The 13,066-nt window shown below is 38.2% G+C and carries 13 protein-coding genes; 11 read left to right on the top strand and 2 right to left on the bottom strand.

Annotation, left to right across the window (positions count from 1 at the left end):
* Positions 1–172 precede the first annotated feature (172 nt).
* The 6 genes from ACB089_RS16450 to ACB089_RS16425 all read left to right on the top strand — a co-directional run bounded on the left by ACB089_RS16450 (position 173) and on the right by ACB089_RS16425 (position 7,951).
* Positions 173–661 carry a metal-dependent hydrolase gene (locus tag ACB089_RS16450; RefSeq protein WP_374967366.1) on the top strand — a complete coding sequence of 163 codons (489 nt, stop codon included), beginning with the start codon at positions 173–175 and terminating at the stop codon, positions 659–661.
* Between the two features lie 638 nt (positions 662–1,299).
* Positions 1,300–2,673 (top strand): APC family permease, encoded by a 1,374-nt coding sequence (locus ACB089_RS16445; RefSeq protein ID WP_374967365.1) that lies wholly within the window; start codon positions 1,300–1,302, stop codon positions 2,671–2,673.
* A gap of 295 nt (positions 2,674–2,968) precedes the next feature.
* Positions 2,969–4,441, top strand: a complete 1,473-nt coding sequence (locus tag ACB089_RS16440; RefSeq protein WP_374967582.1) for an aldehyde dehydrogenase family protein — start codon at positions 2,969–2,971, stop codon at positions 4,439–4,441.
* A gap of 60 nt (positions 4,442–4,501) precedes the next feature.
* Positions 4,502–5,680 carry an iron-containing alcohol dehydrogenase gene (locus ACB089_RS16435; protein ID WP_374967364.1) on the top strand — a complete coding sequence of 393 codons (1,179 nt, stop codon included), beginning with the start codon at positions 4,502–4,504 and terminating at the stop codon, positions 5,678–5,680.
* Positions 5,681–5,750: 70 nt separating this feature from the next.
* Positions 5,751–6,761 (top strand): agmatinase, encoded by a 1,011-nt coding sequence (gene speB, locus ACB089_RS16430; RefSeq protein ID WP_374967363.1) that lies wholly within the window; start codon positions 5,751–5,753, stop codon positions 6,759–6,761.
* Positions 6,762–7,120: 359 nt separating this feature from the next.
* Positions 7,121–7,951, top strand: coding sequence for a MerR family transcriptional regulator (locus ACB089_RS16425; protein WP_374967362.1), 831 nt, complete (start codon positions 7,121–7,123; stop codon positions 7,949–7,951).
* A 362-nt stretch (positions 7,952–8,313) separates the two neighbouring features.
* Here the strand turns inward: ACB089_RS16425 and ACB089_RS16420 are convergent, their stop codons facing one another.
* Positions 8,314–9,135, bottom strand: a complete 822-nt coding sequence (locus ACB089_RS16420; RefSeq protein ID WP_374967361.1) for a squalene/phytoene synthase family protein — start codon at positions 9,133–9,135, stop codon at positions 8,314–8,316.
* 194 nt (positions 9,136–9,329) lie between these two features.
* On the opposite strand from ACB089_RS16420, the gene ACB089_RS16415 reads away from it, so the two are divergent.
* From ACB089_RS16415 to ACB089_RS16395, 5 genes are all read left to right on the top strand, one after another.
* Complete coding sequence (locus ACB089_RS16415; RefSeq protein ID WP_374967360.1) at positions 9,330–10,064, top strand: SDR family NAD(P)-dependent oxidoreductase; 735 nt, start codon at positions 9,330–9,332, stop codon at positions 10,062–10,064.
* A gap of 531 nt (positions 10,065–10,595) precedes the next feature.
* Positions 10,596–11,432: a type II pantothenate kinase gene (gene coaW, locus ACB089_RS16410; RefSeq protein ID WP_374967359.1), complete on the top strand. Its 837-nt coding sequence runs from the start codon at positions 10,596–10,598 to the stop codon at positions 11,430–11,432.
* A 128-nt stretch (positions 11,433–11,560) separates the two neighbouring features.
* Positions 11,561–11,794 (top strand): hypothetical protein, encoded by a 234-nt coding sequence (locus ACB089_RS16405; RefSeq protein WP_374967358.1) that lies wholly within the window; start codon positions 11,561–11,563, stop codon positions 11,792–11,794.
* 26 nt (positions 11,795–11,820) lie between these two features.
* A complete protein-coding gene (locus tag ACB089_RS16400; RefSeq protein WP_368637407.1) occupies positions 11,821–11,952 on the top strand; it encodes a hypothetical protein in 132 nt (43 codons plus the stop codon).
* 102 nt (positions 11,953–12,054) lie between these two features.
* Entirely contained in the window at positions 12,055–12,384 is a 330-nt protein-coding gene (locus ACB089_RS16395) for a DUF3889 domain-containing protein (RefSeq protein WP_374967357.1), read from the top strand.
* Between the two features lie 37 nt (positions 12,385–12,421).
* Here the strand turns inward: ACB089_RS16395 and ACB089_RS16390 are convergent, their stop codons facing one another.
* The gene (locus ACB089_RS16390) at positions 12,422–12,976 is read right to left on the bottom strand and encodes a DJ-1/PfpI family protein (RefSeq protein ID WP_374967356.1); all 555 of its coding nucleotides are present in this window, start codon (positions 12,974–12,976) and stop codon (positions 12,422–12,424) included.
* Positions 12,977–13,066 lie beyond the last annotated feature (90 nt).

The following is a 13,066-nucleotide window of genomic DNA, read 5'->3' as shown; positions in this document are numbered from 1 at the left end:
CGCTAATCATCCTACATATACAATAAGAACCTGAAATGTTTCTGATATTTTGTTGAAATGAATATTTGATGGTGAAAAAGGGAGTGTGTGTTCGGAATATATGTTCCCTTTTAAGGTCGGATGTGTTAAATTAAGAAAGGTAAAAATAGAGATATAAGGAGTGGAAGTAATTATGCAAGGGAATACACATATTATTGGAGGCATCACTGCAAGCCTTGCCTTTGCACAAGTTTCTAATGATAATCCGCTTGTTTTAGTAGGAGCAGGCGTTATCGGTGCATTACTTCCAGATATTTGCCATGGTGGTAGCAAAATCGGGAGGAAGTTTCCCATCATTTCAAAAATTGTCAATTCGCTGTTTGGACATCGTTCTTTTACACATAGTGTGCTTTTTTTATTTCTAGTTGTGATGTTACTACATACATTTATACCTTACGAATCCATTTCAATAGGTATATTATTAGGAATGGCAAGTCATATTTTCCTTGATATGGGGACGAAGAAGGGTGTTAAGCTGTTTTTCCCAGTATCCATTTCGGTACGTTTACCATTTACAACAAAAACGGGTAGTAAAGCTGAAAAGGTAGTGTTTATGTTGTTAACAATGCTTTCCATCTATTTTAGTTATGAAATTATGGTTAACCTTATTGATAGCGTATAAGCAAAGAAACTCAGTCAGTCAGTGAGAGAGTGAAATACTCCTCCTAAGGTAGGCAGATAAAAAATCTGTTTATCTTAGGGGGAGTGTTTTTTATGTAGCGAAAGTAAAACCAGTCATAGTTACTTGAAAAGGGAAAGCTTGTGATAAGGGTAATTGTTCATATCTTTCATGATTACTTCATTTAAGATTGTAATGCCTTGCTTTTTTTTTTAGATGAAGAATTCTTTTGTGAGGTTAAACTCTTTCAACAATAAAAACCGTATGTTCTTCAAGGTCCTCATTTTTTCTTGCGTTCGTAGAGCGAATAATAATATTTGGTCTTCATTTATTGCTTCCTAATTTTTTTGAGAAAATGCCACTTATAAAAATAACAAATCCAATAATTTTATGGGAAATTTCTCTATTGACAGTAATGCTCATAAAAAACAACCTTCGTCGAATAAGTAGCTTTCCCTCGCTAGAAACCTTACATACAGCCATCCAAATTGATGCATTTTCGGTATTCATAAGGAGTTTTTCCCACTAAAGAAAATCTTAATCTAGCTATTGACCTTTGTGTAACAAAAACCTTTATATTCATTATTAATAAAAAGAATCTTCAGAAGATTCGAATTACATAAGGGGGCGGGGGAGCTATTATGAAACGACAAACATTAATGCGAACACTGACTTTGTCTCAAGTTGTATTTTTAGGGATTGCATGGAATAACCCAATGGTATTCTTCAATACTTATGGAATTGCAACCGTCACTTCCCAAGGTGTCATCATGGGGGCGTATATCATTGCATTTCTCGCAATCATGTTTACCGCATTTAGTTATGGAAAGATGGCAAAAGCATTTCCAATCGCCGGCTCGGCTTATACATTTACACAAAAATCAATTAATCCACAACTTGGATTTCTGATTGGTTGGACAATCATGTTGGATTATATGTTGACGCCAATGGTCACTTGTTTAATGTCTACTGTTTTTTTACATGCAGTTTTTCCAGGAGTCCCTCACGCCCTGTGGATTATCCTATTAACTGCAACCATTGTAATACCTAGCATCTTGGGTGTTAAGTTCACCGCATCTACGGGTAAGATTTTTGTAATTGCTCAAGTCGTTTTTGTTTGCATTTTCTGGATTTTGACCATCAAAAGTTTATTGGCAGGTGAAGGGGCAGGTACACTTTTCTCAATGCAACCTTTGTTCAATGCAGACATCGATTTGCCTGTAATTTTGGCAGGAGCGTCCATTCTTTGTTTCAGTTTTCTTGGCTTCGACTCCCTTACTACGTTGTCTGAAGAAACAATTAATCCTGAAAAAACAATACCAAGAGCGATTATCGTCATGTTGCTGATCATAGGTGTCCTCTATATCGGATCAGCCTATTTGGCACAATTGGTTCACCTGGGCTTTGCTTTTGAAAGCACTGATTCTGCAGCTATGGAAGTTGTCTATTTGGTCGGCGGGAATTTGTTCCAATCTTTATTTGTGACAGCAGTAATTTTAGGGAATTTCTCTTCCGGTGTTGCTGCGACTACAAGCGCATCCCGTGTACTGTATGCAATGGGGCGAGATTCTGTACTGCCTAAAAAAGTGTTTGGGCATATCCATTCACGTTATAAAACACCGTCAACAGGAATTATTGTAATCGGTTTCATTTCATTGCTCGGTATTGTGCTGACACTCGACCAAGTCATTAAGTTTATTAATTTTGGGGCGCTAATTGCGTTTGCTTCAGTTAATTTGTCTGTCATCGCACATTATTTTATTCGGAATCGTAAGCGCTCTACTTTCACCGAATACATGCGTTATCTGGTTATGCCACTAATTGGAGCAGGATTTACGCTTTGGCTATGGTCTCACTTAGAGTTGGATGCATTGATTCTTGGAGGCATCTGGATGGCAATTGGCATTGGGTATTTAATTTATATGACAAAGTTTTTCAGACAGGGATTGCCTGAATTCAGTTTCGATAAAGAGATTATTCCTGAAAATGTTCTTATAGAAGACATAAAAATGTAAAGGCTTACATGCGATGATTCTCGTGTTATTTTGCAGGTAGGATAGGCAATTGAAAGGGGTGAGGTGATTCGAAAAGGCTGATTTTGGAAAATGGGTACAGCTTTTTTGGAAAAAAGAAAGATCGTAAGCTTTGAAAATGATATGACGAAACGATTATTTTGGGGAATGTAGTTCTTTGACAATTAATCGGAATAGAGACGTCATGCAATTCCTCCCACTTATAGGTGAGGCTAAATATGAATTTAATAAAATATGGATAATAAATTAGGGGGTTTTTAGAATGCTAAACTTGAAAATGTTAGATTTGAAAATGTTTATTAATGGTAAATGGTCGGATTCTGTGAACATGGAAAAACGTAATATTATCAATCCAGCGAATAACGAAGTGATTGCAGAGGCTCCGAGAGCAAGTGTAGAAGAAACGCGAAATGCCATTGATGCAGCGCGAAATGCATTTGATTCAGGAATTTGGTCAAACTTGCCGGCTTCAGAAAGAGCCTCCTATTTATTCAAAATTGCAGATAAACTTGAGGAAAAAGCATCAGAGCTGAGTGAACTTGAAATGTTGAATACAGGAAAGCCCCTTAAAGAAGCAGAGTTCGATATTGGGGATGCTGTGAGTTGCTTCCGTTATTATGGTGGCCTTGTCACAAAACCAAACGGTCAAACATATCCAGTTGCCGATCCAGTACAGGGGCTTATTGTTCGTGAGCCTGTAGGTGTATGTGGTCTGATCGCACCTTGGAATTTCCCATTATTGACAGGAGCGTGGAAAATTGCGCCTGCACTTGCAGCAGGAAATACGATTGTGTTCAAGCCATCGGAGTTAACACCAATTACTACTTTTAAGCTCTTCGAAATTCTTGAAGAAGTAGGGATTCCAGCGGGCGTTGCGAATTTGGTAACCGGAGGAGGTTCGACTGTCGGTAATGAATTGGCTGAAAGCGATAAAGTCGATATGGTTTCCTTCACTGGCAGTACAACAGTAGGTAGATCAATTATGAAAGCAGCATCAGGAAATATTAAGAAAATTGCTCTCGAATTAGGTGGTAAATCGCCGAATATCGTCTTCGCTGATGCAGATTTTGAAACAGCAGTCGACTATGCGCTTTTTGGAATATTTATGAACGCGGGTCAAGTATGTAATTCAGGTTCACGTTTACTTCTTGAAGAAAGCATTCATGACAAGTTCGTTGAAAGCCTGATTAGTAAAGCCAAAAAAATTCGTGTAGGTCGTGGTGATGATCCGTCGACTCAAATGAGTGCCCTTGTCGGTGAAGATCATATGAACTCAGTGCTAGATTATATTCAAATCGGTATCGATGAAGGAGCAAAATTAGTTTGTGGCGGTAAACGGATTACAAGTGGTGGGCTTGAGCATGGCTGTTTTGTTGAGCCGACAATCTTTGTAGATACAACGCCTGACATGAGAATTGTACAAGAAGAAATATTTGGCCCTGTACTAGTTGTCCAAAAGTTCAAAGATGAAGCGGAGGCTATCGAGCTCGCAAATGATACGCCGTACGGTCTTGCAGCTGGAGTGTTCTCTCAAGATGGGGCTAAAGCTTTACGCGTTATTAAAAAAATTAGAGCAGGTATTACTTCAATTAATGCATACAATCTTGCTTACAACGAAGCTCCATGGGGAGGATACAAGCAAAGTGGACTCGGTCGTGGGTTAGGCACGTTCGGTTTGGATGAATTTTCGGAAGTGAAGCAAATCAATATCAATTTAGAAGTTAGTCCGACGAATTGGTTTGAAAATTAACATCTCGTGAAAGAAGTTCGCTGGCGTAAGGACGTGAAAAAAGGAAAGGGGAAATGATGAATGATTTGGGATTTCAATTTCAATTTACCGACTTCTATTGAGTTTGGTAACGGGACAGTAAACAATGTAGGGAAAAGAGCGAAAGAGTTGGGCGGCAATAAAGTACTAATCATTACGGATAAAGGGCTGGCACAAACAGGGATTTTAAAAAGGGTAACAGATTCATTGGAACAAGAAGAGGTTTCTTTCCTTGTTTATGATGAAATTACTCCGAATCCGAAAGATGTAGACTGCGTAAAAGCCTACGAAAAATTCAAAGACGAAAATATCGACTTGTTATTGGGCCTTGGTGGTGGAAGTTCAATGGACACTGCTAAAGCAATTGGGGTACTTTTCACACATGAAGGGGAGCTTAAAGATCGCTATGGTTTCAATCTGCTGGAGCGCGATATTACACCTCTTATTTGTATCCCTACCACATCGGGTACAGGAAGTGAGGTGACGACGGGATCTGTCATCACAGATACAATCACTAAACAGAAAGAAGCAATCCTTGATTTAAAATTAGCGCCGAAACTGGCAATAGTAGATCCTGAATTGACCCTAACTTTGCCTAAATCGATTACGGCTGCAACTGGAATGGATGCATTGACGCATGCAATCGAAGCGTATACGAGCAATATTGCTGAACCGATTTCTGATGCACTCAGTCTTTATGCGATTGAAATTATTGCTAAGTATCTTCCACTCGCTGTAGAAAACGGCAACAATTTAGAAGCAAGACAAAATATGCTTGTAGGAAGTTTGATTGCAGGTATGGCATTTACGCACGCCGACCTGGGTGCGGTGCATGCAATGGCTGAACCGCTTGGAGGGCTATATGACACACCACATGGAGTGGCAAATTCCATCTTCCTTCCTCATGTATTTGAATATAATATTCCTTCCAATCCGGAAAAACATGCGACGGTTGCTGTGAAGCTTGGCGCGAAAGCGGAAGGGAAGACAGTAGAGGAAATTGCTCAAGAAGGTGTTGTATTGCTACATGAACTCGCAAGTAAAATTGGCATTCCGAAATTCCGAGATTTAGATAATGTTGACCCTGAAGATTTCGATTTCCTTGCTGAAGGAGCATTCAAACATTTATGTACAATTACAAATTCTCGTAAATTATCGAAAGACGACTACTTGAAATTGTTTCAAATTACTTATGAGATGAAAATGCAACATTCATCTTAATCACCTCACGATACACTGGAGGGCTCCCGTGTACATAACGTGAGAATCAAGAATAGTAGGGGGAAATAATATGGTTAGTCGCGATGAGAAACAATTTTTGAATTTACCATTTACAGGGATATGTACGTTTGGGAAATATCCAATTTGCTCAGATTTAGACCAGCTGAATGCCGACGTAGCGGTTATTGGGGTTCCGAATGACATGGGTACCCAATGGAAATCAGGTGCCAGAATGGGACCGCGGGGGATCAGGGAAGGTTCAACACTTTACAGTTTTGGATTAGATGGTGCGTATGACATCGAAAATGATATTACGTATCTCGGGCCAGATTGGAAAGTAGTGGATTGCGGCGATGTCGACATGGTACATGGAGACCTCATGCAATGTCATGAAAATACAGAAGAGGCAATCCGCAAAATTGTTTCTAAAGGAGCTATGCCAGTAGTGTTAGGTGGAGATCATTCTATCACGGCTGCAGTAGGAAAAGGACTGGAAGAATTGGGTCCATTTCATGTTATTCAGATTGATGCGCATCTAGATTGGGCGGATCACCGCTCAGGAATGCGGTATGGCCATGGGAACTGTATCCGCCGTTTATCGGAGCTAGATCATGTACAGCAAATATTCCAATTAGGTATTCGTGGTATTAGCAGTAGTAAAAAAGAGGATGTTGATGCTGCAAGAGATTATGGTAGCGTCATTCTATCTCCACGCCAAATGAGAAAAATGGGAATTGAAGAAGTGTTGGAACAAATCCCAGCAGGAGAAAGATATTATGTGACGATTGATATTGATGGATTGGATCCATCAATCGCACCGGGGACTGGTACTCCTTCCCCAGGCGGCCTTCTTTACGATGAAGTAAACGAATTATTGGAAGGTATCGCAAAACGGGGAGATGTGATTGGATTCGACTTAGTCGAAGTGGCGCCTCCTTATGATCCTACCGGTATAACGCAGCAAGTAGCGGCTCGCATCATGCTAGATTTGCTCAGCTATGTTTTAAAAGAGAAAGAGACTAGAGGACTAGTAAAAAAGGAAAATAGTACGCAAAACACGATGGTTGCTGAACTGAAGTAAAGTATACCTGTTTAACCGTTTGGAAGCGCTTCTGAGTATTGAAAGAACGTCCATGAAAACTTGAAAGCTTTACTTGGGCTTTTATCTACTAGCGGAGATGGGATCGGAATTGTACTTGACAAATAGTCAGAAAAGATTGCATATTTTGAATTAGGGACTCGCTGAAAATTCAATCCACCTGTAAAAGGGTTCTAATAGATTTTTGCAGAAATTGAAGTAGGCAGGAAAACAATTGAGGATACAACTTTTCACTTGTTTTTTGAAGTTTGTTGTATGTATGCCAACTTTAGATTTGGTGAGTTTTAAATTCCTACTATAAAAACTTTAGCAGTCCTTAAATTTTGTAGGAGGTATGCTGATTGAAAGAAAAACTGACAATTGGTGAAATGGCAAAACTGCGAGGGGTGACTTCGGAGACATTACGCCACTATGACCGGATCGACTTGTTCAAGCCACAATTTATCGATCCTCATTCAGGGTATCGATACTATTCCATTTTCCAATATGAAATTCTAGGTACCATAAAAGAACTAAGGCAACTTAGGATGACTACAGATGAAATAAAGGAATATCTTAATGAACGTAATTTCAGTAAATCATTGGATATTATGAGAACCAAACACGAAGAACTCGTTTCAAATCTGAAAGAATTGAACGAGATGGAAGAAAATATCAGGGAAAAGATCGCCTACTTGGAACAGGTGGAAAAAGAAAATGAACTTCAGAAAGTCATATTCCGTGAGATGAAAAGTAGGCGATTACTTACTCTGCATGAGAAAATTAATGATAACTTTGAACTCTGTTATGGTGTGTTGAATTTAGAGAATATGCTTACAGATAAGACACCTATTCTAGCTACCAATAGACTGGGCATTATGATCGAAGAGACGAATCTTAAATTGGAACGTTTTGAAGAACCTTCTACAATTTTTATTGTCGCAAAGAATAAAGAAGTTATTCCAAATACATATCAATTGACGATTCCAGGGGGATTATTTGCCTGTATCAGATACAATGGAGAATTGTTGTCGAGTCGCAGCGAAAGTTTAAAAAAAATACTTCATCATCTTAAAACAAACAACTATGAAATTACTGGTGATGCATTGCAAATCATGCATCTAGATATCACGATTTCGGATAAACCAAATGAGATCACCTTTGAAATTCAAGTTCCCGTTCGAAAACTGTGATTAAATCCATTTTGGTTAACAAAATGGATTTTTTTGATGGAAGGAGTGTCGTTCAGTCCGTTAAGAGTATGTTAAATCGAGGGGAGTAAAATGTATTAACACGTAAACGATCGTAAGTGGCCTAACAGCAAGACTTACCATAGCGCAAATTTCCAATTGTTATAATAGGGGCAGGGTTGTCGAGGGGATTGCTACCAGATATTTGTCACGGTGACAGTAAAATCGGGTGGATCATTTCCTTTATTTCAAAAAGATATGAGAAAGAAGACGGTAGTTGAATTGTTTTCCTATTTCTACCATAAAAGCAATGAACCCCAGTATGAGAATTACCTCATTACTGGGGGTTGTGTTCAAGTACAGTTTTAGTCAGCCTGTACTTCTTCGACCGTTTGCTCAACCTCTGCACGTGACATTTTTTCACGACCATCTTGCATTGCTTTTAATGTTTTATGGGCAAGTGCAAGTGGGAGTCTGCAAAATAATAGTACAGTACGCTTATTAATATCTTTCATATAAAGATCAGCTTTCGCAAGGTTCTCCTCCGCGTAAGCAAATAAATCCTCACGTGTCCAGCCGTCTGGTACAAAACTCACACCACGTTCATCCATATCCTCATGCTGATTTCGTAAAATATTAACTGCTTGGAGACCTCGACCATAGCCAATAGCTAAATCACGATCAGTTTGAATATCTGCACCCCACGCCCAAAGCTCGGACAGCATTGTCCCAACAAGCCCTGCCACATAGTATGTATAATCATCTAAATCCTCACGTGTATGCACTTGCCAATTTGCCTTTGCCCACTTGCCCATTCCATAAGCCATTTCACTCGTTGAAGATTGGACAATTTTACGTGAACCTTCAGGGCAAAATGTTAACCAATCCGCTAAGCGAAGTGTAACCTCAGGTAGCTGATCTGCATATGGGGCTAATAATGCTTCGTATGCCTCAACATTAAATGTATCTTTTAATAATTCGCTTGTTCCATTTAATAAATCATATTTTACATCGTTTGAAAGCTCTTCATGATCTTCAATTTCATCTATAGCACGCATTGCTAAATATGCGGCTGCCACTGACAATTTTAAATCATTTTTTAAAAAAGTAATCGGTATATAAAAAGTGCGGCTTGTTTCCTTTAAAACTTGCATCGCTTCTTTATAAAGTTTCTTTTGATCTTTCACTTGTATTCCTCCGTTCAAATGGTAACACCTCTATAGTATATCGTATCGTAAAAGTGCTGAAAGATAAAACAGATTGTTCAATTTTAAATCATATTATTTGAAAGCTAGTAAATAAAATAGTATGGTTTAGCGGTAAACTATTTAATACTATACTATTTAAGGCGTAGTATTTGTAAAGAGAAGGAGTTTTTTTGATGGGACGTTTAAGTAACAAGATTGCAATAATTACAGGTGGTGCATCAGGGATGGGCGCAGCTATGGCAAAAGTGTTTGCGAAAGAAGGGGCTACTGTAATTGCTGCTGACATTAACGAAGAAAACCTAGCAAAAATTTCTGAGCTAGAAAATGTTGAAGGGATGAAATTAGATGTTTCTTCGGATGACAACTGGGCAGAAGTAACGAAAGCAGTGGCTGATAAGTATGGGCGGATTGATATATTAATTAATAATGCAGGTATTTCATCTGAAAAAGATCCAGACCAAATATCTCTAGCGGATTGGACAATTATGCATAATATCAATGCTTTTGGTCCATTTTTAGGCATTAAACATGCTTCAAAATATATGAAAGAAGCTGGAAAAGGCTCAATTGTAAATACGTCTTCATATACAGCAATCATTGGTGCGGGCTTAAATGCTTATACAGCTTCTAAAGGATCATTACGCGCAATCGCTCGAGCAGCAGCTGCTGAATTAGGAGCTTACAATGTCCGTGTAAATACCGTCTTCCCTGGTGTTATTGAAACGCCAATGACAGCAAAATTGTCCGAAGCAAAAGAAACAATGAATAGGTTAGTACGAGCTACACCAATGGGCAGACTTGGGCAACCAGAAGAAGTTGCAAATGCTATATTGTTCTTAGCATCAGATGAAGCTTCTTATATTACGGGTGCTGAACTAGTGATCGATGGTGGTTATTCAGCTCGTTAATTGATAAAGAAGTGAAAATGCATTGAATGTCAGTGCATCTTCACTTCTTTTGTTTTTTTAGTAGAATAATGTTAAAGTTATAAAAATGCGTTGATAATCGTGTGAATAATAGAAAAAATTTGATATTTTTTGCGTTTTTTTCATGAAAGTTTGCTAAGTTATTGCACAATCATTTCAACAGCGGTAAAGTTTAGGAAGGGCAAATATGCAACTACATTTTTCGAGTAATTGTAGCTGACGCTTTGCTTTCGCTACAGAAGACATTTGCTGCTGACGCTTTGCTTTCGCGCAGAAGACATATGCTGCTGACGCTTCGCTTTCGCGCAGAAGACATTTGTAGCTGTTGATTAGCTATAGTACTAAATACAATATGTCGGATTTGGCACAATAACTCCTTGCAAAATCCGTGACATCTGTGGAGACATGAACGTTATTCAACTGGCATCTAAACGCCTCTTGAATAAAGCAAAATCTAGTATATATCTCATCATCAGAAAATAGAGATTGTACGTTAATTCAAAGGAGAATGGTATGCCAAAGGCTATAGGTATTGATGCAGGCGGCACATTGACAAAAATTGCTTATTTAGATGAGCATAATGAGCTTATTTTAACAACTTTTCCGTCAAATGATTTGCTGGCTGTAAAGAATTGGATTATTAATCAACCTGATATTGAGGACATTGGTGTTACGGGGGGGCGTACAGAACAATTACTGGATGTCATTAAAACAATGAAATCGATTCATTATATAGTAGAATTTGAAGCTACATTGAAGGGCGTTCGATTTTTGTTGCATAAAGAAGGATACTTCTTCGAGCGTAGTATGATTACGAACATTGGTACTGGTACTTCGATTCATTATATGGAAGGAAATACGAATATTCGTGTTGGTGGGACAGGCGTTGGTGGTGGAACATTGATTGGATTGTCAGCGCTTACAACGGGAATTACGGATTATAATGAAATACGAGACATGGCTTCTAAGGGCAATCGAGAGGATATTGATTTACTGGTTAGGGATATTTACCAAGGAATGGATACACCGATTGATGGACATTTGACTGCCAGTAATTTTGGGAAAGTCGGTATTACGGAGTTTGTCAAACACCCAGCTGAAGATATTATTGCCACTGTACAAGGGCTTGTCGGTGAGGTTATTACTACACTTAGTATTCAATATGCTGAGGAAAAAAATGCCCAACATATCGTGTATATAGGCTCAACTTTAAGCAATAATGAACATCTTGCACGGGTGATTGCTAATTACACACGCACAAAAAAACATACACCGATCTTTATTAATGACCACGGTTTTTCAGGTGCGGTTGGTGCATTACTAAATATAACTGAATATACAATTGTCTAAAGGACAAATAAAAATGTACATTACTAATTTTATTGGTGATGTACATTTTTTTTTGGTAATGTCTGCCGTAATCCCCAAAGCATAAATCGTTCTATCCTGAGCACATTACAATTAGGAGGTGAATATCCGTGGGCAATAGAAACACCAATAAAAACAACAAAAATAACAATAAAACAATGAATGTTAGAACGCATAATCCTTTTGATACCTACAAAAAAATAGACCTCGATCAATCAAATAGCAATAACAATAACCCGAATGACAATCTAAACGAAGAATTCGCTGCAGAATTCGATGCGAAAGCGAAAAATAAAGATAATAAAACGAACCATGCGAAAAATCAGCAGTCCAATAAAAAGTAATAATCTAAATTTTGGAGGTGTCAATAATGGCTAAGAAAGGGAAAACAAGCTTTAAAAAGAAAAAGAAAGAAGATACACATAAAAGAAATGATCGTGAAGAATACTCAGCAGAATTTAATCAAGTGATTCATAATAATCCTCAACAACCAAAAAAATAATGACGAAAACTGCTCCTTAAGTAGGTTGAGAATACTTAGGGAGTACTTATTATTTGTTGTTTTAACGACTTTATGCAAAAAGAGTACGAGAGGTGGATACATTTGCAAAAATTTTTTGTAATACTAGGAACTTTTCTCGTATTTCTTACTGTGCAATTACATGTACCAACAATTGCTTATGCTCAACAAGAAGTGCCTGCCTATGCTAAATGGGGAAAGTTAGCGGTAAAAGAGGCACAGGCCAAATATCCTGAAGCAAAAATTCTAGATTATTTGCATGAGGGAAGCGAGGTTCATGAAGATTCAACTATTGAAAAATTTAAGCTTTGGCTAAAACAAAGTGATAAGGAATTCGGTCTACATGTAAGAATCAAATATGTAACGAATACGAACAAAGTGGTAAATATTGAATTTCAAGAAACAACTTCATAATAGAAGAGGATGCCTAATCTATGGCATCCTCTTTCTTTTAGCTCTCTAACTTCTGAATAAATTCGCGCATTAATCCAGGTAAGTCTGGCCATGCATGACCACTAATTAAATTGCCATCTGTATGAAGATTAGCATCAATATACGTTGCTCCTGCTACTTGAACTTCTGGCTTACAGGCAATATAGGCTGTTAGCTCACGTCCATTAAGTACCTCAGGAATGGTCGCGAAAATTTGAGCTGCGTGACATACAGCAGCAATTGGTTTATTTGTTTCAAAGAAATGGCTCACTAGTGTTGGAACATGCTCATTTAAACGAATGTATTCTGGCGCTCGCCCACCAGGAATGATGAGTCCGTCAAATTGTGCTGGATCTACATCTGCAAATGAAGAGTGTGCTTCTAAGCCATATGCTGTACGTTCGATGTATGTATCGACTCCATCAACAAAATCGTGTAGTACAGTTTGTAATTTTTTTACTGATGGTGCTGCAATCGTCACATCATAGCCAGCCTCTAGACAACGGTAATAAGGATAAAAAATTTCTAAAGCCTCAACAGCATCTCCTGCAAGTATTAAAACCTTTTTCCCCATGATTCCATCTCCCTTTTATTGTAATCTAGTAGCTTAATTCGACACTTTCAAAAAATTTCCTTCTGATTTTTTTGAAAAGATGATAGAAGT

The sequence above is a fragment of the Lysinibacillus sp. RS10 genome, assembly GCF_041956855.1.
Classification (GTDB): Bacteria; Bacillota; Bacilli; order Bacillales_A; family Planococcaceae; genus Lysinibacillus; species Lysinibacillus xylanilyticus_A.
The sequence above is the reverse complement of the archived record's forward strand: the minus strand, read 5'-3'. Positions and strand labels throughout refer to the sequence as shown.

Excerpts from the sequence above, each read along its gene's own strand:
- ACB089_RS16450 (WP_374967366.1), top strand. The coding sequence starts at position 173 with ATGCAAGGGAATACACATATTATTGGAGGCATCACTGCAAGCCTTGCC.
- ACB089_RS16445 (WP_374967365.1), top strand. The coding sequence starts at position 1,300 with ATGAAACGACAAACATTAATGCGAACACTGACTTTGTCTCAAGTTGTA.
- ACB089_RS16440 (WP_374967582.1), top strand. The coding sequence starts at position 2,969 with ATGTTAGATTTGAAAATGTTTATTAATGGTAAATGGTCGGATTCTGTG.
- ACB089_RS16435 (WP_374967364.1), top strand. The coding sequence starts at position 4,502 with ATGATTTGGGATTTCAATTTCAATTTACCGACTTCTATTGAGTTTGGT.
- speB (WP_374967363.1), top strand. The coding sequence starts at position 5,751 with ATGGTTAGTCGCGATGAGAAACAATTTTTGAATTTACCATTTACAGGG.
- ACB089_RS16415 (WP_374967360.1), top strand. The coding sequence starts at position 9,330 with ATGGGACGTTTAAGTAACAAGATTGCAATAATTACAGGTGGTGCATCA.
- coaW (WP_374967359.1), top strand. The coding sequence starts at position 10,596 with ATGCCAAAGGCTATAGGTATTGATGCAGGCGGCACATTGACAAAAATT.
- ACB089_RS16400 (WP_368637407.1), top strand. The coding sequence starts at position 11,821 with ATGGCTAAGAAAGGGAAAACAAGCTTTAAAAAGAAAAAGAAAGAAGAT.
- ACB089_RS16390 (WP_374967356.1), bottom strand. The coding sequence starts at position 12,976 with ATGGGGAAAAAGGTTTTAATACTTGCAGGAGATGCTGTTGAGGCTTTA.